General features: G+C 72.0%; 21 protein-coding genes. 11 read left to right on the top strand and 10 right to left on the bottom strand.

The genetic code is table 11. The annotated features are described in order from the left end of the window. Nucleotides 1-134 precede the first annotated feature (134 nt). Both VIW71_RS04745 and VIW71_RS04740 read right to left on the bottom strand, forming a co-directional pair. Nucleotides 135-1,148: an AAA family ATPase gene (locus tag VIW71_RS04745; RefSeq protein ID WP_331620677.1), complete on the bottom strand. Its 1,014-nt coding sequence runs from the start codon at nucleotides 1,146-1,148 to the stop codon at nucleotides 135-137. 46 nt (nucleotides 1,149-1,194) lie between these two features. After that, nucleotides 1,195-3,195 carry a trypsin-like peptidase domain-containing protein gene (locus tag VIW71_RS04740; RefSeq protein WP_331620676.1) on the bottom strand — a complete coding sequence of 667 codons (2,001 nt, stop codon included), beginning with the start codon at nucleotides 3,193-3,195 and terminating at the stop codon, nucleotides 1,195-1,197. 223 nt (nucleotides 3,196-3,418) lie between these two features. Here VIW71_RS04740 and VIW71_RS04735 point away from each other — a divergent pair, with 223 nt between their 5' ends. The 3 genes from VIW71_RS04735 to VIW71_RS04725 all read left to right on the top strand — a co-directional run bounded on the left by VIW71_RS04735 (nucleotide 3,419) and on the right by VIW71_RS04725 (nucleotide 5,657). Beyond that, nucleotides 3,419-3,619, top strand: a complete 201-nt coding sequence (locus VIW71_RS04735) for a DUF6104 family protein (RefSeq protein ID WP_331620675.1) — start codon at nucleotides 3,419-3,421, stop codon at nucleotides 3,617-3,619. 153 nt (nucleotides 3,620-3,772) lie between these two features. Next, a complete protein-coding gene (locus tag VIW71_RS04730) occupies nucleotides 3,773-4,693 on the top strand; it encodes a DUF4097 family beta strand repeat-containing protein (RefSeq protein ID WP_331620674.1) in 921 nt (306 codons plus the stop codon). 1 nt (nucleotide 4,694) lies between these two features. After that, nucleotides 4,695-5,657, top strand: a complete 963-nt coding sequence (locus tag VIW71_RS04725) for a PadR family transcriptional regulator (RefSeq protein WP_331620673.1) — start codon at nucleotides 4,695-4,697, stop codon at nucleotides 5,655-5,657. A 13-nt stretch (nucleotides 5,658-5,670) separates the two neighbouring features. Here VIW71_RS04725 and VIW71_RS04720 read toward each other — a convergent pair whose 3' ends face one another. Next, on the bottom strand, nucleotides 5,671-6,633 hold the full coding sequence (locus VIW71_RS04720) for a zinc-binding dehydrogenase (protein WP_331620672.1): 963 nt from the start codon (nucleotides 6,631-6,633) through the stop codon (nucleotides 5,671-5,673). 77 nt (nucleotides 6,634-6,710) lie between these two features. Then, nucleotides 6,711-7,106 (bottom strand): superoxide dismutase, Ni, encoded by a 396-nt coding sequence (sodN, locus tag VIW71_RS04715; RefSeq protein WP_329136320.1) that lies wholly within the window; start codon nucleotides 7,104-7,106, stop codon nucleotides 6,711-6,713. A 138-nt stretch (nucleotides 7,107-7,244) separates the two neighbouring features. On the opposite strand from sodN, the gene sodX reads away from it, so the two are divergent. Further along, nucleotides 7,245-7,679: a nickel-type superoxide dismutase maturation protease gene (gene sodX, locus VIW71_RS04710; RefSeq protein WP_331620687.1), complete on the top strand. Its 435-nt coding sequence runs from the start codon at nucleotides 7,245-7,247 to the stop codon at nucleotides 7,677-7,679. Here the strand turns inward: sodX and VIW71_RS04705 are convergent. The 4 genes from VIW71_RS04705 to VIW71_RS04690 all read right to left on the bottom strand — a co-directional run bounded on the left by VIW71_RS04705 (nucleotide 7,583) and on the right by VIW71_RS04690 (nucleotide 11,006). Further along, nucleotides 7,583-8,215 carry a CGNR zinc finger domain-containing protein gene (locus tag VIW71_RS04705; protein WP_331620671.1) on the bottom strand — a complete coding sequence of 211 codons (633 nt, stop codon included), beginning with the start codon at nucleotides 8,213-8,215 and terminating at the stop codon, nucleotides 7,583-7,585. The genes sodX and VIW71_RS04705 overlap by 97 nt on opposite strands. A 73-nt stretch (nucleotides 8,216-8,288) precedes the next feature. Continuing rightward, on the bottom strand, nucleotides 8,289-9,041 hold the full coding sequence (locus VIW71_RS04700) for an amino acid ABC transporter ATP-binding protein (RefSeq protein ID WP_331620686.1): 753 nt from the start codon (nucleotides 9,039-9,041) through the stop codon (nucleotides 8,289-8,291). A gap of 14 nt (nucleotides 9,042-9,055) precedes the next feature. Beyond that, nucleotides 9,056-10,042 (bottom strand): amino acid ABC transporter permease, encoded by a 987-nt coding sequence (locus VIW71_RS04695; RefSeq protein WP_331620670.1) that lies wholly within the window; start codon nucleotides 10,040-10,042, stop codon nucleotides 9,056-9,058. A 1-nt stretch (nucleotide 10,043) separates the two neighbouring features. Next, on the bottom strand, nucleotides 10,044-11,006 hold the full coding sequence (locus VIW71_RS04690) for an ABC transporter substrate-binding protein (RefSeq protein WP_331620669.1): 963 nt from the start codon (nucleotides 11,004-11,006) through the stop codon (nucleotides 10,044-10,046). A gap of 434 nt (nucleotides 11,007-11,440) precedes the next feature. Between VIW71_RS04690 and VIW71_RS04685 the strand changes: the two genes are divergently transcribed. Then, entirely contained in the window at nucleotides 11,441-12,700 is a 1,260-nt protein-coding gene (locus VIW71_RS04685) for an NAD(P)-dependent malic enzyme (protein ID WP_414720656.1), read from the top strand. A 323-nt stretch (nucleotides 12,701-13,023) separates the two neighbouring features. Here VIW71_RS04685 and VIW71_RS04680 read toward each other — a convergent pair whose 3' ends face one another. Then, a complete protein-coding gene (locus VIW71_RS04680; RefSeq protein ID WP_331620668.1) occupies nucleotides 13,024-13,899 on the bottom strand; it encodes a MurR/RpiR family transcriptional regulator in 876 nt (291 codons plus the stop codon). A gap of 670 nt (nucleotides 13,900-14,569) precedes the next feature. Here VIW71_RS04680 and VIW71_RS04675 point away from each other — a divergent pair. The 4 genes from VIW71_RS04675 (at nucleotide 14,570) to VIW71_RS04660 (ending at nucleotide 17,750) form a co-directional block, all read left to right on the top strand. Continuing rightward, entirely contained in the window at nucleotides 14,570-15,529 is a 960-nt protein-coding gene (locus VIW71_RS04675) for a 1-aminocyclopropane-1-carboxylate deaminase/D-cysteine desulfhydrase (RefSeq protein WP_414720655.1), read from the top strand. A 48-nt stretch (nucleotides 15,530-15,577) separates the two neighbouring features. After that, nucleotides 15,578-16,084, top strand: coding sequence for a GNAT family N-acetyltransferase (locus VIW71_RS04670; protein WP_331620667.1), 507 nt, complete (start codon nucleotides 15,578-15,580; stop codon nucleotides 16,082-16,084). Nucleotides 16,085-16,239: 155 nt separating this feature from the next. Beyond that, the gene (locus VIW71_RS04665; RefSeq protein ID WP_331620666.1) at nucleotides 16,240-16,653 is read left to right on the top strand and encodes an anti-sigma regulatory factor; all 414 of its coding nucleotides are present in this window, start codon (nucleotides 16,240-16,242) and stop codon (nucleotides 16,651-16,653) included. Nucleotides 16,654-16,826: 173 nt separating this feature from the next. Next, nucleotides 16,827-17,750 carry an RNA polymerase sigma factor SigF gene (locus VIW71_RS04660; protein WP_331620683.1) on the top strand — a complete coding sequence of 308 codons (924 nt, stop codon included), beginning with the start codon at nucleotides 16,827-16,829 and terminating at the stop codon, nucleotides 17,748-17,750. An 84-nt stretch (nucleotides 17,751-17,834) separates the two neighbouring features. On the opposite strand, the gene VIW71_RS04655 is transcribed toward VIW71_RS04660, so the two are convergent. Beyond that, nucleotides 17,835-18,311: a hypothetical protein gene (locus tag VIW71_RS04655; protein WP_331620665.1), complete on the bottom strand. Its 477-nt coding sequence runs from the start codon at nucleotides 18,309-18,311 to the stop codon at nucleotides 17,835-17,837. 48 nt (nucleotides 18,312-18,359) lie between these two features. On the opposite strand from VIW71_RS04655, the gene VIW71_RS04650 reads away from it, so the two are divergent. Then, a complete protein-coding gene (locus VIW71_RS04650) occupies nucleotides 18,360-19,328 on the top strand; it encodes a diacylglycerol/lipid kinase family protein (RefSeq protein WP_331620664.1) in 969 nt (322 codons plus the stop codon). A 322-nt stretch (nucleotides 19,329-19,650) separates the two neighbouring features. Further along, entirely contained in the window at nucleotides 19,651-19,908 is a 258-nt protein-coding gene (locus VIW71_RS04645; RefSeq protein WP_093742218.1) for a WhiB family transcriptional regulator, read from the top strand. Nucleotides 19,909-19,916 lie beyond the last annotated feature (8 nt).

The raw sequence follows: 19,916 nt of genomic DNA, 5'->3' as shown, positions 1-19,916 counted from the left end.
TCAGCGCGCCGACGAGGGTGGCCAGCGGGTCGGGGGTGGCGGCCCACTGGCCACCCCCGTCGGCGGCCGGGCCGGGGCGGCCCGGCGGTTCGGCTTCCGGGCGCCCTGCGGGACCGTTCTCCGCCATCGCCGCCTCACCTGGGCCGGTCGAGCCGCTGGATGAGCATGTCGGCCAGCCGGGTGCGGGACGGCGGCGCGGCATGGTGGGTGAGGTAGATCGCGTTCAGCAGCTGGTCGGTGGCGAGGAGTTCGCTGCGCGACCGTTCCAGGAAGCGCGTCACCAGGTCGTCGCCGACGGTCGCCGCCTCGTCGCCGAGGTGCGCCCGAACCACCGTGGAGAGCCGTTTGTGGTCGGGGCGGCCCATGTCCAGGTGGATGCAGCGGCGCAGCAGCGGCGGCGGGAAGTCCCGTTCGCCGTTGCTGGTCAGGATCACGAACGGGAAGGCGCGGCAGCGGATCCGGCCCTCGCGCAGGGTGACCCGGGTGCTGTCGTCGGTCAGCACGTCGACCTGCGGCTCGCGTTCGGCCAGCCGCTCCAGCTCCGGTATCCCGAACTCGCCCTCCTCCATCACGTTGAGCAGGTCGTTCGGCAGGTCGATGTCGCTCTTGTCCAGTTCGTCGATGAGCAGCACCCGCGGTTTCGCGGTGGGCAGCAGCGCGGTGCCGAGCGGGCCGAGCCGGATGTAGCTGCCGATACCGCCGGGCGGCGCGGTGCCGGCATTCGCCGCGATCTGGGTGTCCTGGAGCCGGGCGATGGCGTCGTACCGGTACAGCCCGTCCTGGAGCACGCTGCGGCTGACGATCGGCCAGTGCAGCACCCGGCCGAGACCGAGTTCGTACGCGACCGCGTGCGCCAGCGTGCTCTTGCCGGTGCCGGGGCTGCCGGTGACCAGCAGCGGGCGGCGCAGGTACAGCGCCGCGTTGACCATCTCCAGCTCCTCGGGGCTGGGGCGGTGCATCTCGGCCATGTGCCGGTACGCGCCCAGCCGCCGGGCCGAGGAGCTGTCCGGGCCGGGTCCGCGCTCGACCAGCGGGCCGCCGTCGAAGTCCCGCCAGGGAGGGGGTTCCGGCAGGCCGTCGATTCCGGTGTGGGGCTCTCCCGTGCCTCGGTAGATGAGCCACTCGCCGGCCGGGTCGGCTTCGGTCATGTCACTCACCTCGATGCCCCTTTCGATCCCGGGTGGTCGCTCGTTGTCATGGAGTCTCCAGCAGCTCGTTGGTTCCCGGTAGGGGCCGGGTCGGGTCGTCGTAGAACAACATCAGCCCGGCGGACCACCAGGCCTCGGGAGTCCCGTCCGCCACCTCGGAGCGCAGGGCGCGCAGCGCGGCCGGCAGCCCGCCGGCCGTTCTCGCGTCCCGTACCGTGCGGACCACCCCGCGGTGGAAGTCTGCGCACGGCGCGTGCGGTGCGACCGGCTCGCGGCGCCACAGGGCTACGGTGTGGCCGCCGCCGACCAGGTCGTGCAGCACCTCGCGGGCGTCGGCGCCGCTGCGGCACAGCACGGGCAGCGCCTCATGGGGCAGGGCGCGCAGTTCGCTCTCGCCGGGGACGTCCCGCTCGGTGATCTCGTCGCAGTCCAGGACGTCGGCGTCGGGGCGCTGCCGGTGCAGGGTCCGCCACCGCACGCGGCGCTCCTCGGTGACGTCCGGGTCCTCGTCGGGCGGCGGGTCGCTGCGGCGGGTGACCAGCGGGCGCAGTGCGCCGAGCGGGCGGTCGCCGGGGCGCAGCCGCCAGGTGTCGGCGGCCAGCGCCACCAGGGCGCCGGGGACGGCGAGTTGCAGGGTGGCGGTGTAACCCGGCTCGTCGCAGCGGCGGAACGCCTCGGCGAGCGGGTCGGCGAGCCGCCCGGGGAGGTCGGGGAAGGCGGTGCCGCGGAAGTCCTCCGCGACGCAGTCCACTTCGCCGTTCTCCGGCACGACGCAGACCCGCCAGTCGTACCGGTTGGGCTCCCAGGCACGGGGGATGATCTCCAGCAGGGCCTCGGTCCCGGCGCGGTGCCGGGGGACGGTGGGCGCGGTGGCCACGCCGCGGGCGCGCAGCCGGGCCTTGCGTTCGGTGACCAGCGTGCTGCGGAACAGCCGGGACAGGGCGTCGGAGTCGGCGGCGATCTCCTGGGCCCAGCGCCACAGGGCCCGTTCGGCGGCCTCCTCGGCGGGGTGGGCGCGGTCGGCGGTGGCGGCGAGGACCGCGTACCGCAGTACGGCCTCCAGTTCGGTGGTGCCGCGCCGCAGGTCGTACAGGAGGCCGAGGCCGTCGCGCCAGGCGCGGGGGGCGAGCGGGAGGCCCTGCACCGGGCTGCCGCGTACCTCGGTGACGATGTCCTGGAGGCCGCGGGTGCCGGACGGCGGCGGGAGCTGGGCGAGCATGCTGAGCAGGTGGGTGCGGCGGCCGGGGGTGAGGGCGCGGCCCGCGGCGGCGCCTGTCTCGCTGTGCGCGTCGGTCCAGGTGTTCTCGTGGGCGCGGACGAAGGAGTGGCGGTCGGCGTGGTGCAGGTCGTGCGCGGTCATCACCCGGTGGTAGAGGTCGTCGTGCGGGTCGGTGCTGACCGGCAGCCGCCGTAACTGCTGGATGCCGACGGCCAGTCCGCCGTCCCGTCCGGTGCGGCGGGACTTGAGCACCCCGATCACCTCGCCGCGCACCAGATCCACCACCGGACCGCCGGACATTCCCTGCGGTATCTCGTTCTCGTTGCCGAGCTTGAGTATCCCGCCGCTGCCGGCACCGAGCTGGCCGCTGATCGTGCAGCGGCCGTTGTACGACATCACGTCGCCGTCCATCGGGACCCACCCGAAGAACGCGACCTGGTTGGTCGTGTACCCCTTGGCGGTGCGCTCGGTGAGCCAGACGCACGGGTGGTCCACCGGGTCGAGCATCCGGACCAGGGCGAGGTCCGGAGCGGGCCAGCGGCCGGTGCCGGGGCGGTCGGCGGGCTCGGCCCACTCCACGACCCCGCTGAGCAGATCGTCGCCGTACCCGACCGACACCCGGCGGGGTTTTCCCGGCTCGGGCTCCTCCGGGCCGGCCAGCGCGACGTGGGCGCAGGTGAGCACCCAGTTGGGCGCGACGAAGAAGCCGCTGCCCAGAAACGGGTTCCCGGGCTCGGAGCCGTGGATGCGGACGGTGGCCGCGTTGACGAGGGGGACCAGGACCTCGGCCGGGTCGACCGGGTCCTCCAGCGCGCCCGCGGGGATCACCGCGCGCCCCCCGACTGCGCCGATCCGCCGGTTCCAGCCCTCAGCACGCCCCTCATTCCCCCCACTGGCCAGGTCGTGTCCGAAGGCTAGCCCGGCGCCCGGACCGGACGCGAGATCCCTCGGGAACACTGCCTATCCTTGCCGTGTACGTCCCGTCTCGTCCCCTGTTCTGGGCTGTTCCTGCCCGTCCGTCATCCGTCCCATCCCTGTTCCGGAGCAGATCTTGTACTTCACCGACCGCGGCATCGAGGAATTGGCCGACCGGCGCGGCGAGGAGGAGGTCACCTTCGAGTGGCTCGCCGACCGGCTGCGCGAGTTCGTCGACCTCAACCCCGAGTTCGAGATTCCGGTGGAGCGCCTGGCCACCTGGCTGGCGCGGCTGGACGAGGAGGATTCCTCGTACCAGGACGAAGGCCTGGAGTAGATCGAGCAGATCGAGCAGATCGAGTTGGCCGGGCAGGGCGCCCCCGCGTCCCGGCGGCGGCAGCCGGTCCCTTGACTTCCGCATTACGCGATATATCGTGTCTCCTGGCAGACGCGATATGTTGCGTTGCGCGGATACCCGAGGAGGGGCACGATGAGCGGCACGTCGGAGCGGACCGTCACCGAGCCGGAGAAGTTCGTCTTCGACGAGCATGTCGACGCCCTGAACGTCAGGATCGTGGGCGGCGCGGTCAACGTCGTCGGTACCGACGGCGGCCCCGCCCGGGTGGAGGTCACCGAGATCGACGGCCCGCCGCTGAAGGTCCGGTTGTGCGGCTCCACGCTCACCGTCGCCTACGACGACCTGCCGTGGAAGGGCTTCCTGAAGTGGTGGGACCGCGTGGGTCGGCGCCGGCACGCGGTGGTCTCGCTCGCGGTGCCGCAGCGCACCCGGGTGGAGGTCGGCGTGGTCGGCGCGGGCGCGGTGATCTCCGGCATCTCCGGGCCGACCAGCGTCCAGGGCGTCAACGGCGACACGACGCTGGTGGGCCTGACCGGCCCGGTACGGGCGCACACGGTGGCGGGCAGCGTCGAGGCGCAGTCCGTCTCCGGCGACATCGAGGTCAACACCGTCTCCGGTGACCTCACCGTGGTCGAGGGCAGCGGCTCCGCGGTGAAGGCCGACTCGGTGAGCGGCACCATGGTGCTCGACCTGGACCCCACCGCGGGCGCCGACGTACGCCTGACCACTGTCTCCGGCGCGATCGCGATCCGTGTCCCGGACCCCGGCGACGCCGAGGTGAACGCCAACACCACCTGCGGCAGCGTCAGTTGCGCCTTCGACGAACTGCACGTGACCAGCCGGTGGGGCGCCAGGAACATCAGCGGCCGGATCGGCAACGGCAGCACCCGGCTGCGGGCGTCCACCGTCTCCGGCGCGATCGCGCTGCTGCGCAGGCCACCGTTCGAGGAGGCCGAGGGCGCCGCGGACGCCCCCGGACCCGCCGGCCCGGTCGGCCCCGCCGGCATCCCAGGCCCGGAGGGCGACGCGCCCTCGTCCCGGAAGGACCGCTGACATGGCACCCGTCTTCGCGCACGGCCGGCTCCGGCTGTACCTGCTCAAGCTGCTCGACGAGTCGCCGCGCCACGGCTACGAGGTGATCCGGCTGCTGGAGGAGCGTTTCCAGGGGCTGTACGCGCCCTCGGCCGGCACCGTCTACCCGCGGCTGGCCAAGCTGGAGAAGGAGGGCCTGGTCACGCACTCCACCGAGGGCGGCCGGAAGGTGTACGCGCTCACCGACGACGGCCGCGCCGAACTCGCCTCCCGTGCCGACGAGATCGCGGGCCTGGAGGCCGAGATCCGCGAGTCCGTCTCCGCACTGGCCGCCGAGATCCGCGAGGACGTCCGGGGCGCCGCCGGTGATCTCCGGCGCGAGGTGCGGGCCGCCGCCCAGCAGGCCCGTACCGACCAGCCTGACCCGGGCGCGCGCCGGCTCCGGCAGGAGTGGCAGGAGCAGACCCGGCGAGCCGAGGAGGAGAGCCGCCGCGCCCAGGAGGAGGCCCGCGACGCCCGCCGCCAGGCCAAGGCGGCGCGCGACGCGATGGACAGCGCGCGGGAGGAGGTGCAGCGGATGGCCCGGCAGGTGCAGGAACAGGTCCAGCCGCACGCCCGGGCCGGCGAGTGGCAGGCCGGGCTGCGCGAGGGGCTGGCCGAACTCACCCGCGAGCTGGGCCAGTTCGGCCGGCGCATGGACGCCCCGACCTCGCCCTGGGGATACGCCACCGCGTACCCGCCGCCGGCCCCGCCCGCCGAGCCGGCCCCGCCCGCCCCGGACCAGGACACCCGGTACGTGGACGACGGCCCGCCCTCCGCCGACCCCTTCCGCGACCTCGAACGGCTCCTCGACCGCTTCCGCGACGACATCCGCGACGCCGCCCGCGACCTCGGCGTGGACGACGGCCGGCTCCGCGAGGCCCGCCGCCACCTCTCGGCGGCGGCGGCCCACATCACGGCGGCGCTGCACCGCGAGGGCGGGTAGGCGCTGTACGGCGCTACGGCGTCAGCACGATCTTCCCGAACACCTCGCCCCGCGCCAGGTTGGCGAACCCCTCCCGTGCCCGGTCCAGCGGCAGCACCGAGTCGATGACCGGCCGTACACCGGTCGTCGCGCAGAAGGCCAGCAGGTCCGCCAGTTCGTCCTTGCTGCCCATGGTGGAGCCGACGACCTTCAGCTCCAGGAAGAAGATCCGGTTGAGCTCGACCGACCGGGGGTTGAACCCGCTGGTCGCCCCGGAGATCACCAGCGTGCCGCCGGGCCGCAGCGACTTGACCGAGTGCGACCAGGTGGCCGCCCCCACCGTCTCGATCACCGCGTCCACCCGCTCGGGCAACCGCGCGCCCGGCTCGAACGCCCCGTGCGCCCCGAGCTCCAGCGCCCGCTTGCGCTTGCCCTCGTCCCGGCTGGTGGCGTACACCCGCAGGCCGCCCGCCTTCGCCAGCACGATCGCGGCGGTCGCGACCCCGCCGCCCGCGCCCTGCACCAGGACCGCGTCGCCCGGCCGCACCCCGGCGTTGGTGAACAGCATCCGGTACGCGGTCAGCCACGCGGTCGGCAGGCAGGCGGCCTCCTCGAAGGAGAGCTCCGCGGGCTTGGGCAGCAGGTTCCACACCGGTACGGACACCCGCTCGGCGAACGTCCCCTGGTAGCGCTCGGTCAGGATCGACCGCCGCTCGCGCGGACCCACCCCGTACCCGCTCTCCCCGATCACCGAGTGGACGACGACCTCGTTGCCCTCCTCGTCCACCCCGGCGGCGTCGCAGCCGAGGATCATCGGCAGGCTCTCCTCGCCGAGGCCGACTCCTCTCAGCGACCACAGATCGTGATGGTTGAGCGACGCGGCCTTCACCTGGACGGTCGTCCACCCCGCCCGCTCCTCCGGCTCGGGGCGCTCCCCCAGCTCCAGGCCGTTCAGCGGCTGCTCGGCATCGATACGCGTGGCATATACGGCAAACATGGGGCCGACCGTAACGCACCCGCGCCCGGCTCATCCCTTGGGGGGACAGGCCGGGCGCGGGGTTGACCCAGGAGTGGTCAGGCCTGCTTGGTCTCCCAGAAGATCTTGTCGATCTGGGCGATCAGGTCGAGGGCCTTCTGGCCGGTGGCGGGGTCGTTGCTGGCCTTGGCCGCGCTGAGTGCCTTGAGCGTGTCGTTCACCAGCTGGTGGAGCTGCGGGTACTTCTCGAAGTGCGGCGGCTTGAAGTAGTCGCTCCAGAGCACCGAGACGTGGTGCTTCGCGAGCTCCGCGCGCTGCTCCTTGATCAGGACGGCCCGGGTACGGAAGTCCGCGTCCTCGTTGGCCTGGTACTTCTCCTGGACCGCCTTGACGGACTCGGCCTCGATACGGGCCTGGGCCGGGTCGTAGACGCCGCAGGGCAGGTCACAGTGGGCGCTGACCTTGACCTTGGGCGCGAACAGGCGAGTGAACATGGCTGTCCTTCCTCGTGATCGTCTTTCAGATGGGACATTACTCCCTGGACGAGTCGTTTTCTCGGGTGCCCCCAGATGGCTTACGGCAAAAGTCTGGTGCCACTCTGGGGCTGGTGGAGTAACGAGCCGGGAGGCGAGATGCGGGAGCAGGGGGCCGGCCGGACCAGGCTGTCGTGGGAGCTGGTCGAGGTCACAGGTCCGTCGATGGTCCCCACGCTGCTGCACGGGGACTGGCTGCTGATCCAGCGGATCAGCAGCGGCGCCGAGCTGGTGCGCGCGGGGGACGTGGTGGTGCTGCGACATCCACTGCAACAGGATCTGCTGATCGTCAAGCGCGCCGTGGAGCGGCGTGAGGGCGGCTGGTGGGTGCTGGGGGACAACACGTTCGTGGAGAACGACAGCCGGGAGTTCGGCACGGTGCCGGACGAGCTGGTGCTGGCCCGGGCCCGAGCGCGTTTCCGTCCGCCGCGGGGGCTTCAGCGCTCGGTCGCCGGGGTGGCCTCCTGGGCCGCCTCCTGCGTCCGGCCGCTGCGTCCCGACCGCTCGTTCTCCAGGCGCTTGCGGGCCCGGTAGGCGGCCACGTTGGCGCGGGTGGCGCACCGGTCGGAGCAGTAGCGGCGGGAGCGGTTGGTCGAGGTGTCCACATAGGCGTTGCGGCACGGGGTCGCCTCGCAGATCCCCAGCCGGTCCACGCCCAGCGAGGTGAGCTGGACGGCCAGGCCCATGCAGGCGGTCGCCGAGAAGCTCGCACTGGCGTTCGCCGCCTGTTCGGCCAGGTGCATGTGCCATGCCGGGCGCCCGGCGGCGTCGTGCAGGTGGGCGTGGCCGGAGACCTGCGGGCTGACCGGGAACTCCAGCAGCAGCGCGTTGAGCAGGTCGACCGCCCTGACCTCGTCACCCTCGTCCGCCGCCTCGAAGACGCCGCGCAGCCGGGTGCGCACCGCCCGCAGCCGCGCCACGTCGGCGTCGACAGCCCGCACGGCGGCGTGCGTCCCGGCGCCGAACAGCTCCCGTACGGCCTCGACCGAGGTGAGCGCGTCGGTGCCGCGCTGCGGCTCCTCGCTGTTCACCAGCCGCACGGCGTACTCCGAGTAATGAGCCAGTTCCACCTGGGGTCCTCACTGCGTACAGGCACCGGGGGTACGGGCCGCCACCCGTACCCCCTTGAAGCGTGACGGCGCGTCACAGTACCTTTGATAGGAAGGCCTTCGTACGGTCGTGCTGTGGGTTGCCCAGCACCTCGCGTGGATGTCCGGCCTCGACCACCATGCCGTCGTCCATGAAGACCAGCGCGTCGCCCACCTCGCGGGCGAAGCCCATCTCGTGCGTCACCACGATCATCGTCATGCCGTCCTCGGCCAGGCCGCGCATGACGTCCAGCACGTCGCCCACCAGCTCCGGGTCGAGCGCGGAGGTCGGCTCGTCGAAGAGCATCAGCTTGGGCTCCATGGCCAGGGCCCGGGCGATCGCCACCCGCTGCTGCTGGCCGCCGGAGAGCTGCGCCGGGTAGTTCCCCGCCTTGTCGGCCAGCCCCACCCGGTCCAGCAGCTTGCGGGCCCGCTCCCGGGCCACCGCCCTGGACTCGCGCTTGACCTGGACCGGGCCCTCCATGACGTTCTCGATCGCGGTCATGTGCGGGAAGAGGTTGAACCGCTGGAAGACCATCCCGATGTCGCGGCGCTTGGCGGCGACCTCGCGGTCCTTCAGCTCGTGCAGCCGGCCGCCGTACTCCCGGTAGCCGACCAGCTCGCCGTCGACCCACAGCCGCCCGGCGTTGATCTGCTCCAGGTGGTTGATGCACCGCAGGAAGGTGGACTTGCCCGACCCGGACGGGCCGATCAGGCAGAACACCTCACCCGGGGCGACCTCCAGGTCGATGCCCTTGAGGATGTGCGCGGCCCCGAAGGACTTGTGCACCGCCTCCGACTTCACCATCGGCTGGACACTCATCAGGCCACCTTCGGTCGGCGCAGGGTGGACAGGCTCGCCTTGACCTTCTGCCACGGCGTGAGCGGCAGGGACCGCAGCGAACCGCGGGCGTAGCGCCGTTCCAGATAGAACTGGCCGACGCTGAACACGCTGGTCAGCACCAGGTACCAGATGGAGGCCACGAAGAACATCTCCATGATCGCGCCGGATGCGGTACCGATGTCGGAGGTGGCCCGCAGCAGCTCCGAGTACTGCACGGCCGACACCAGCGAGGAGGTCTTCAGCATGTTGATGAACTCGTTGCCGGTCGGCGGGATGATCACCCGCATCGCCTGCGGGAGGACGATCCGGCGCATGGTCCGGGCAGCGGTCATGCCGAGCGCGTGCGACGCCTCGGTCTGCCCCTCGTCCACCGACTGGATGCCGGCCCGCACGATCTCCGCCATGTACGCGCCCTCGTTGAGGCCGAGCCCGAGCAGCGCGACCAGGAAGGGGGTCATCACGTCGACGGTGTTGTTCTTGTAGATCGGCCCCAGGTTGATCACCGGGAAGATCAGCGAGAGGTTGAACCACATCAGGAGCTGCACGTACACCGGAGTGCCGCGGAAGAACCAGATGTAGAGCCACGCCACGCCACCGGTGACCGGGTTCTTCGACAGCCGCATCACCGCGAACACCACGCCCAGCACCAGGCCGAGCGCCATCGAGGTCACCGAGATCACCACGGTGTGCCACAGTCCCTTGAGCACCGTCGTGTCGTCCAGCTTGTCGGCGACGCTGCTCCAGATCACCTCGCCCTGGGCGGCGGTCCAGATCAGCCAGGCCAGCAGGACGACGACCACGACGGCGCTGATCCACCGGCCGTAGTGCCGTACCGGAACCGCCCGTATCGCCTCGTACGGAGACGAGGCGGAGCCGGTGGCGGCGGGCTCGCGCGGGGCCGGGGGCCCGGCGGCGTCGGCCGGTGCGGTGACGCCGTCGGGCCCCTTGTCAGACTTGTCCGTCACGTCACGATCCGCCGTTGATGGTGACCTCGCTGATGGCGCCGGTGGTCGCGTTCCACTTCTCCAGCACCTTGGTGTACGAACCGTCGGCGATGACCGCCTCCATGGCTGCCTTGAGGGCGTCCCGCAACTGGCTGTTGCCCTTGTCCAGCGCGATACCGAACGGTCCCGCGTCGGCCGGCTCGCCGGCCACCTCGAAGTCGTTGCCGCCGCCGGACTTCTGGGCGATGTACGCGGCGACCGGCGTGTCGTTGAGGTCGGCGACCGCGCCGCCGGCCTTGACCCGGGTCTGCGCCTCCGCGTCGGTGTCGAACGACTGGATGGTCAGACCCTCGCTGCCGCAGTCCGTCTTCAGCTTCTTGAAGGCGTCCTCGTAGATCGTGCCGCGCTGGACCGCCACCTTCTCGCCGCACAGGTCCGGGAGGGTCTTGATCCCCTTCGGGTTGCCCTTCTTGACCAGGATGGACGACCCGGAGAGGTAGTAGTCCACGAAGTCGACACCCTTGCCGATCTTCTTGCCCTCGTCGTCCAGGCCCTCCTGGCGGGCCTTGGTGTCGCTCATAGCGGACATCACGATGTCGGAGCGGCCGGTGTAGAGAGAGGTGATCAGCCCGTCGAACTTGCCGTTGGTGAACTCGAACTTCACACCGAGCTGCTTGGACATCGCGTCCGCGAGGTCCGGGTCGATGCCGACGATCTTCCCGCCCTCGGTCTGCTCCATCGGAGCGTACGAGGCGTCGGTGCCGACCTTGATCACACCGGAGTCCTGGTACTTCTTCGGCAGCTTGTCGAAGAGCGGCGCCGCGGACGTGCTGGGCGAGGCGGAGGTGCCGGTGGTACCACTGGACTCGTTCTTCTTCGTCTGGTCGCCGCACCCGGTGAGCACCAGGGTTCCGGCGACCGCGACGGCGGCGACCGCGCTGAGACGTGACAGGGCCGCGGTGCGCCTGGTGGTACATGCGGTCATCGCTGTGTCCTCCTGCGAGGTGAGGGTTGGTCGGCCGGGCGGCGCGGCGCGCGCCATCGGGCACCGCCACCCTGTGTGATCTGTGCATCTTGCCATCCGGACAGCCCCGAGCAGGGGGCTCGTTGTGTCAAAATCGGATAACGGGCGATCCCCGGGCACCCATCCAGCCGGTACACCAGGGCCGGACCGATGTGGAGCCATGCCGATCAATGTCACTCGTCAGCGGAAACCGGTTTCCGGTAGAACGGGTCCTCACCCCTCATCCGGGGCCCACAGCGCGCGTGCGGCGCGCCCGACATCGGCTGCCGTCGCGCTCACTCGTACCTGGCGACACGGATGCCGCGCCCACCTCCTCCCGTTCCTCGGGGGGATTCCTTTTTTTCCCGTACGTTTCCCGCAAGTTTCCCTCAAATTATGACAAAGGGGTCCAAAAAGTGGCAGCGGAGATCGTTAATCCCCCGACCGGGACCGAACCGGGCGACACGGTGAACGCAGGCGTCACGAGCGAAGCGGGCCGGACCGGACAGGCCGACGAGGGCTTCCCCATCGACCCGGTCTTCGCCCTGCACCGCGGCGGCAAGATGGAGGTCGTCTCCACCGTGCCGGTGCGCGACGCCGACGACCTGTCGCTCGCATACACGCCCGGGGTGGCGGAGGTCTGCACGGCCATCGCCGAAAAGCCGGAACTCGTCCACGACTACACCTGGAAGTCCCAGGTCGTGGCGGTCGTCACGGACGGCACGGCGGTGCTGGGGCTCGGCGACATCGGCCCCGAGGCGTCCCTCCCGGTGATGGAGGGCAAGGCGATCCTGTTCAAGCAGTTCGGCGGGGTGGACGCGGTGCCGATCGCGCTCGCCTGCACCGACGTCGACGAGATCGTGGAAACGGTGGTCCGGCTCTCGCCGTCCTTCGGCGGGGTGAACCTGGAGGACATCTCCGCGCCGCGCTGCTTCGAGATCGAGGAACGGCTCAAGGAGCGGCTGGACATCCCGGTCTTCCACGACGACCAGCACGGCACGGCGGTCGTCACCCTCGCGGCGCTGCGCAACGCCTGCACGCTGACCGGACGCACCCTCGGCGACCTGCGCGCGGTCATCTCCGGCGCCGGCGCCGCCGGGGTCGCCATCGCGAAGATCCTGATCGAGGCCGGCATCGGCGACGTCGCGGTCACCGACCGCAAGGGCGTGGTGCACGAGGGCCGGGACGACCTCAACCCGGTCAAGCGGGACCTGGCCGCGTACACGAACAACGCAGGGCTGACCGGCTCGCTGGAGTCGGCGCTGTCCGGCGCGGACGTCTTCATCGGCGTGTCGGGCGGGACGGTGGCCGAGGAGGCGGTCGCGACGATGGCCGAGGGCGCGTTCATCTTCGCGATGGCCAACCCGACCCCGGAGATCCACCCCGATGTCGCGCACAAGTACGCGGCGGTCGTCGCCACCGGGCGCAGCGACTTCCCCAATCAGATCAACAACGTCCTGGCCTTCCCCGGCATCTTCGCCGGTGCCCTCCAGGTCCGCGCCTCCGCCATCACCGAGGGCATGAAACTCGCCGCCGCCGAGGCGCTGGCCGCAGTCGTCGCCGACGAACTCTCCCCCGACCGCGTCATCCCCTCCCCCTTCGACACCCGGGTCGCGCCCGCCGTCACCGCGGCGGTGGCCGCCGCCGCCCGGGCCGAGGGCGTCGCCCGCCGCTGACCGCCACCGCCGGAGGCGGGTCCCGTGCGGGGCCCGCCTCCGGCGCGGCAGGCACCGGGCCTGCTCTCCAGTCCGCGGGAACACACCCGGGGAAATGTGGCGTACGCCACATTCAGATATGTCACACCGGGCCCTCCCCGCGCCTCTTATATGTGCCGGGACAAAAACCCGGCGCGAAGAGCGTCCCCGCCCGCCTGGTCCCCCGTACCGGCGGGCGGGGGCTTTCGCATGCGGCGACTTACGCGTGCGGGGCGTTTCGCATGCGGCGACCGACAAAACCCCGCGGCGGGCCGCGAACTTCCGGCGGGTGACACGCCAGTCGGCTAATGAGCCCGGTCGGTTTCCAGGGCCTGGTGGGTGATGCGCAGCGCGCGGCTCGACGTGTCGTACGTGCGCTGGGCCACGCAGACGAACAGGCAGTCCACGACGACCAGTTGGCTGATCCGGCTGGCCATGGCGCCGGGCCGGAACGTGGTCTCCCGGCCGGCCGACACCAGGACGAAGTCGGCGAGCCGGGCGGCGGTCGACAGCGGGTGGTTGGTGATCACCACGGTGGTCGCGCCCTCGGCGGAGGCGCGGCGCAACGGTTCGAGCACGTCACGGCTCTCGCCGGAGTGGGAGACGGCGAGGAAGACGTCGCCCTCGCCGAGGAGTACGGCGCTGGTGAGCGCGGACTGCGAGTCGCCGTGGGCGTGGCAGGGGCGGCCGATCCGGGCCAGCTTCTGCTGGAGGTCCTGCGCGACCAGGCCGGACGCGCCGACCCCGGCTATGTGCAGTTGCCCGCCGCCGCAGACCGCCTTGACCGCGCCGGTGAGCTGCTCGGGGTCGAGCTGGGTGGCGGTCTCCAGCACCGCCTGCGACTCGGTGTGCACGAGCTTGGCGATCACCTCGGCTGCCGAGTCCTCGGGCGTGATCCCGGAGGTCAGCGTGGAGCGCGGCGTCTGCCGCGCGGCGGAGGCGGCCAGCGCCAGCCGCAACTCGGGATATCCGGCGAATCCCAGCGCCCGCGCGGTGCGCACGATGGACGACTCACTGGTCCCGGCCAGAACACTGAGCTCCGAGATCGTGCTGCGTGCCACCTGCGCCGGGTCCTCCACGATCAGCGACGCGATCCGCGCGGCGGCGGGCGTGAGCGAGGGCAGCAACCCGCGCACGGTGGCGGTGAGCGCGTCGCCGCCGTCGCCCGCCGCGCCCACCACGCCACCGGGCTCTCCCGAGGGAGCAGGCCCACCCGGCAGACCATCCGCCCCCGAGGCGGTCCCCCGGGCCCGGGTCGCCTCACCGGCGGCGATCGCGTCACCGGGCGCAGCGGCTCTCGCCGGTCGGGCTGCCTGCGGGCCCGCGACATTTTCGTGCACGGGAGAAGAATGCACCGTGATTCCGCCTTGCGGGACCCGGTGCGGCGGAATCCCCTGCCGCCGGGAGCGCCCGGTAACGCCGGGACCGACCCGACTGTCACACCCGCGGGTGACAGCCGGAGCACCCGGGCCCGGTGGGAGCCGCACGGCCGTGCCGGGCCGGGCTGGGCAACGAGCCGCACGGCGGCACCCGGAGTGAGAGCGCCCCGCGGCGGCGGGTGGGCCACGAGGGTGCCCCCGGGGCAAGCGCGGCCTGCGCCGTAACCGGGCGGGCGGGTGGCACGCGCCCGGTAACGCCCGGACCGGCGGAACCCGCCCGGCGGCGCCCGAGCTGGCCAGGAGCCGCGGGGCGGCGCCCGGGGTGCGGGTCGCCCGGCGGCGCCCGGACCGGCGGAACCCGAGGGTGCCCCGGGGGCGCGCACGACCTGCGGGGTAATCAGGTGGGCGGGTGGGCGGAAGACCCGGGAAAGGCCACACCCGTGCCGCCGGGTGCGGCGGAGACAATGGCCCGGTGACCGATGCCCGTGCCGATCCCCTGTCCCGGTGGGACGGAAACGATCCCCTCTCCCGGCTGGACGCAACGCTGCCCTCCCCGCTGGTCGCCGTCGGGGACGACCGGCTGGCCCGGCACGGAGTGACACTGCTGCTGAAACGGGACGACCTCATCCATCCCGCGCTGCCCGGCAACAAGTACCGCAAGCTGCGGCTCAACCTGGCGGCGGCGGTGGCCGCGGGCCACGACACCCTGCTCACCTTCGGCGGCGCCTACTCCAACCACCTGCGGGCGACCGCTGCCGCCGGACGGCTCCTGGGGCTGCGTACGGTCGGCGTCGTCCGCGGCGACGAGCTCGCGGCCCGCCCGCTCAACGACTCGCTGGCCCGCGCCGCCGCAGACGGGATGCGGCTGGACTTCGTGGACCGCACGACGTACCGCCGCAAGGCCGACCCCGAGGTGCTGGCGGCGCTGCTGGCCCGGCACGGTCCGGCCTACGTCCTGCCCGAGGGCGGCTCCAACGCCCTCGCGGCGCGCGGCTGCGCCGATCTGGGGCGGGAGCTGCGCGGCGCCGCCGACGTGGTGGCCGTCGCGTGCGGTACCGGCGGCACGCTGGCGGGCCTCGCCGCGGGACTGGCCGTCCCCCAGCGGGCCATCGGGTTCGCGGCCCTGCGCGGCGGCGGCTTCCTGACCGAGGAGGTACGGCGGCTCCAGGCGGCGGCCTTCGGCGGCCCGCGGGGGGACTGGCGGATCGAGGACCGTTTCCACCACGGCGGGTACGCCCGCACCACCCCGGCGCTCGACGCGTTCGCGGCGGACTTCGCGGCACGCCACGGGGACGCGCCCGGCGCGCAGGCCGGTCCGCCCCTCACCCTGGACCGGATCTACGTCGCCAAGATGCTCCACGGCGTCTTCGCCCTCGCCGAGGAGCGCGCCTTCCCGCCGGGCACACGGATCGCCGCGGTGGTCACCGGGTGACAAACGCCCTTGATGTCGGTATCGCCGCCCGGCCTTACCCTGGGTGGCATGATCCGCGCCGCGATGCCCGCCGACATCCCGGTCATCCACTCCCTCGTCCGCGAACTCGCCGCGTACGAGCGTGCGCTGGACGAGGCCCGGGCCACCGTGGAGCAACTGCGCGAGTCACTGTTCGGCGCGGACCCGGCGGCGTACGCGCTCATCGCCGAGCAGGAGCCGGACGGCGGAGCCGTCGGTTTCGCACTGTGGTTCCGGAACTTCTCCACCTGGACCGGCACCGCCGGGCTGTACCTGGAGGATCTGTACGTACGGCCGGACGCCCGCGGCGCCGGGCACGGCACCGCGCTGCTGGCCGCGCTCGCCGCGATCTGCGTGGAGCGCGGCTGGTCCCGCTTCGAGTGGTCGGTCCTGGACTGGAACGAGAAGGCACTCGGCGTCTACCGTTCCATTGGCGCTCTGCCCCAGGACGAGTGGACCGTACAGCGGCTTTCCGGATCCGCACTGCACGCGCTGGCCGCGCGGGCCGACAATCCGGCGAATTCGCATGCGAATTGAGACCTCGCACCCGCTACCGACGGTGCGTACTCATGTGCTTACCATGGGTGACAGAACAACGGGTGACCGCGCTCCGCCGGGCGACATCAGGGTACGGATCGCGATAGCGTCGCTGCGAACCAGAGCAATCACTGTGTGCCACCGTGGAGGTGAGGGTGTCCCAGATCGCAGGCGAGCCCGGGTCGAAGGACTTCGTCGAGGTCCGGCTGCCCGCGGCGGGGGCCTATCTGTCGGTGCTGCGTACGGCCACGGCCGGACTCGCGGCCCGGCTGGACTTCACCCTCGACGAGATCGAGGATCTGCGGATCGCCGTGGACGAGGCGTGCGCGATCCTGTTGCAGCAGGCCGTCCCGGGTTCCGTGCTGAGCTGCGTGTTCCGGCTGGTCGGGGACTCGCTGTGGGTGACCGTGTCCGCGCCCACCACTGACGGCCGGGCGCCGGAGCGGGACACCTTCGCCTGGACGGTGCTCTCCGCGCTGGCCGGCGAGGTGGATTCCCACGTGGCCGAGGACAAGACGGTCAGCATCAGCCTGCACAAGAAGCGCGGCGCCGTACCAGGACTGTCGTGAAGTCCGCGGACAGTCCCGGCACGCCCGCGGAGCAGGCGGCTCCCGCGGCGCGCGGCCGTGCCTCCGTACCCGCCCAGCAGTCGGACCCGGTGGGTCCGGCCGGGCGGCGTCACGCGGCCAGGCCGCATCCCGAACCCGGTGGGGAGACCCGCGGGGAACCCGGTACGGAAGTGATGGACGCGGCGGAGCAGGCGGACCCGATGGATCAGCACGAGCACGTGGCGCAGGCGGCGCAGGCGGACGGGCACAAGCGCGTGACGCCCGCCACCGCGGGCAGGCCGGTGACGCACGTCGACGGCGTCGACGGCGTCGATCACCACGCGCCGCCGGAGCCGCACGACCCGCACGACCGGTCCGGCGCCCGAGCGCTGTTCGTCGAGCTGAGCAGGCTGCCCGACGGTTCTCCGGAGCGCGCGGAGCTGCGCAACCAGTTGGTACGGATGCACCTGCCGCTGGTCGAGCACCTGGCCCGCCGGTTCCGCAACCGAGGGGAGCCGCTGGACGACCTGACGCAGGTGGCCACGATCGGGCTGATCAAGTCGGTGGACCGGTTCGACGTGGAGCGCGGGGTGGAGTTCTCCACCTATGCGACCCCGACGGTGGTCGGCGAGATCAAACGGCACTTCCGGGACAAGGGCTGGGCGGTACGGGTGCCCCGCCGGCTCCAGGAGCTGCGGCTGTCGCTCACCACGGCCACCGGTGAGCTCTCCCAGCGGCACGGGCGCGCCCCGACCGTGCACGAACTGGCCGAGCACCTCAAGATCTCCGAGGAGGAGGTCCTGGAGGGGCTGGAGTCCGCCAACGCGTACAGCACGCTCTCGCTCGACGTCCCCGACACCGACGACGAGTCCCCGGCGGTCGCCGACACCCTCGGCTCCGAGGACGAGGCACTGGAGGGCGTGGAGTACCGCGAATCCCTCAAGCCCCTCCTCGAACAGCTCCCGCCGCGCGAGAAGACGATCCTGCTGCTGCGGTTCTTCGGCAACATGACCCAGTCCCAGATCGCCCAGGAAGTCGGCATCTCCCAGATGCACGTCTCCCGCCTCCTGGCCCGCACCCTCGCGCAGCTCCGCGACAAGCTGCTGATCGAGGAGTAGCGAGGCGTAGCCGGAGGCAGCCAGGGGCAAGCCCTGCCCGGGCGGCGGGCGGCGGGCGGCGGGCGGCGGCCAAGCTTGCGCGGCTTACGAGGACGCCGTGCGCTTGATGCCGAGGGCGTCGGTGGTGGCCGGGTGGACGAGCAGGACGAGCCCGGACAGGGCGAGGGCGCCGAGCGCGGCGCCGCCGGCGATCACCGCGCCGGTACTGTGCAGCATGGTCCAGGCGACGGGCAGCGAGAGCAGTTGCATGATCAGCGCCGGGCCGCGGCTCCAGCGGCGGGCGCGGCGCAGCCCGTAGGCCGCGGCGAGCGGGAAGCCGGCCAGGACCAGGATGAGGAGCCCGGCGAGGATCGCGGTCTCGCCGCCGGTGAAGAACGTGGTGACCCCCCATCCTGCCAAGGCCAGCCCCTCAAGGGCGGCGACGGCGGCGGCGAGGTTCAGCCGCAGCGGCGGCGGCCCGGCGGGAACCGCGGGGGAAGCCGGGGAAGCCGTGGTGGAGCCCGGTTTCCGGGGGCTGGCCGGGGCCGGAGGGCGGGGGCGGCGTCGGGGCGTCTTGCTCACACCGGCCAGCGTAGCCCGGGGTGAAAATCCGTAGGTACGCTGTCCGCCATGCGTGCTCTCCTCGTGGTCAATCCCGCCGCCACCACCACCAGCGCGCGGGTGCGTGACGTGATCGGCTCCGCGCTGTCCAGCGATCTCAAGCTGGAGGTGGCCACGACGGAGTACCGGGGGCACGCGCGGGATTTGGCGCGGCGGGCCGCGGAGGGCGGCGCCGTGAAGCTGGTGGTGTCGCTGGGCGGCGACGGCACGGTCAACGAGATCGTCAACGGGCTGCTGCACCACGGCCCGGACCCGCAGGCGCTGCCGGGGCTCGCCGTGGTGCCCGGCGGGTCCACCAATGTGTTCGCGCGCGCCCTCGGCCTGCCCAACGACGCGGTGGAGGCGACCGGCGCGCTGCTGGACGCGCTCCGTGCGGGCTCCTCACGCACGGTGGGCCTCGGCCTGGTGAGCGGCGCCGCGGGGACCGAGGACGAGGGCGTGCCGGCCCGCTGGTTCACCTTCTGCGCCGGGCTCGGGTTCGACGCCGGCGTGGTGGGGCGGGTCGAACAGCAGCGGGAGTTGGGCAAGCGCTCGACGCCGACGCTGTATCTGCGGCAGGTGGCACGGCAGTTCCTCGCCGACCCGCACCGCACGCACGGGACGATCACGCTGGAGCGCCCGGACGAGGAGCCGGTCCCAGGCCTCGCGACCGCGATAGTCTGCAACACCGCGCCATGGACCTATCTGGGCACCCGGCCGGTGTACGCCTCTCCGGGCGCGTCCTTCGACACCGCCCTTGACCTGCTGGGTGTCACCAAGATGTCCGCGGCGTCAGGCGCGCGTTACGCCGCACAGCTGCTCCGTTCGACCCCTGAGCGGGGCCCGCACGGGAAGCACGCGCTCACGCTGCACGATCTCACCGACTTCACCTTGCATTCGCAGGCACCACTGCCCTTCCAGGTGGACGGTGACCACCTGGGACTGCGCCGGAGCGCAACCTTCACAGGCGTACGCCGTGCACTGCGTGTGATTGTGTAAGTCGAAGAGCCTAAAGTCCTTTTAGTCGAACGTTTAAGCTGCCCCCCACCCCATGGAAGTACGGCTGTGATCGAGGCGACACCGACGATTCCAAAAAAACTTCCCTGAGGGGGTTGTATCTCCCGCCGAGGTTTGCGAGTCTCTAGGTGGCGATCGGGACGGGCCGGGTAGACGGCCCCCATGAGAGCCCGAATCCCTCCACTTCACATCAGCGGGACCGCACCGGCGAAGGCTGGGTGGCGTCCCGTTCCCTGTGAAGGGATTCGTGAAAGCGTTCACATTCACAAGCAACGTGCTTGTCACACAAGGAGTTGGAGCAGCCATGGACTGGCGTCACCGCGCCGTTTGCCGCGAGGAAGACCCCGAGCTCTTCTTCCCCATCGGCAACACCGGTCCTGCGCTGCTGCAGATCGAGGAAGCCAAGGCCGTCTGCCGCCGCTGCCCCGTCATGGACCAGTGCCTCCAGTGGGCGCTGGAGAGCGGCCAGGACGCCGGTGTCTGGGGTGGCCTCAGCGAGGACGAGCGCCGCGCGATGAAGCGTCGCGCCGCTCGTAACCGGGCCCGTAACGCCACTGCCTGACCGTCCCA

Source organism: Streptomyces sp. (assembly GCF_036524955.1).
Taxonomy (GTDB): Bacteria; Actinomycetota; Actinomycetes; order Streptomycetales; family Streptomycetaceae; genus Actinacidiphila.
Note: the sequence above shows the minus strand (reverse complement) of the source record. Positions and strands in the feature narration are given on the sequence as shown.

Coding starts and splice junctions, on each gene's coding strand:
- VIW71_RS04745 (WP_331620677.1), bottom strand. CDS start 1,148: ATGACCGAAGCCGACCCGGCCGGCGAGTGGCTCATCTACCGAGGCACG.
- VIW71_RS04730 (WP_331620674.1), top strand. CDS start 3,773: ATGAGCGGCACGTCGGAGCGGACCGTCACCGAGCCGGAGAAGTTCGTC.
- VIW71_RS04725 (WP_331620673.1), top strand. CDS start 4,695: ATGGCACCCGTCTTCGCGCACGGCCGGCTCCGGCTGTACCTGCTCAAG.
- VIW71_RS04720 (WP_331620672.1), bottom strand. CDS start 6,633: ATGTTTGCCGTATATGCCACGCGTATCGATGCCGAGCAGCCGCTGAAC.
- sodN (WP_329136320.1), bottom strand. CDS start 7,106: ATGTTCACTCGCCTGTTCGCGCCCAAGGTCAAGGTCAGCGCCCACTGT.
- sodX (WP_331620687.1), top strand. CDS start 7,245: ATGCGGGAGCAGGGGGCCGGCCGGACCAGGCTGTCGTGGGAGCTGGTC.
- VIW71_RS04700 (WP_331620686.1), bottom strand. CDS start 9,041: ATGGTGAAGTCGGAGGCGGTGCACAAGTCCTTCGGGGCCGCGCACATC.
- VIW71_RS04690 (WP_331620669.1), bottom strand. CDS start 11,006: ATGACCGCATGTACCACCAGGCGCACCGCGGCCCTGTCACGTCTCAGC.
- VIW71_RS04670 (WP_331620667.1), top strand. CDS start 15,578: ATGATCCGCGCCGCGATGCCCGCCGACATCCCGGTCATCCACTCCCTC.
- VIW71_RS04660 (WP_331620683.1), top strand. CDS start 16,827: ATGGACGCGGCGGAGCAGGCGGACCCGATGGATCAGCACGAGCACGTG.
- VIW71_RS04650 (WP_331620664.1), top strand. CDS start 18,360: ATGCGTGCTCTCCTCGTGGTCAATCCCGCCGCCACCACCACCAGCGCG.
- VIW71_RS04645 (WP_093742218.1), top strand. CDS start 19,651: ATGGACTGGCGTCACCGCGCCGTTTGCCGCGAGGAAGACCCCGAGCTC.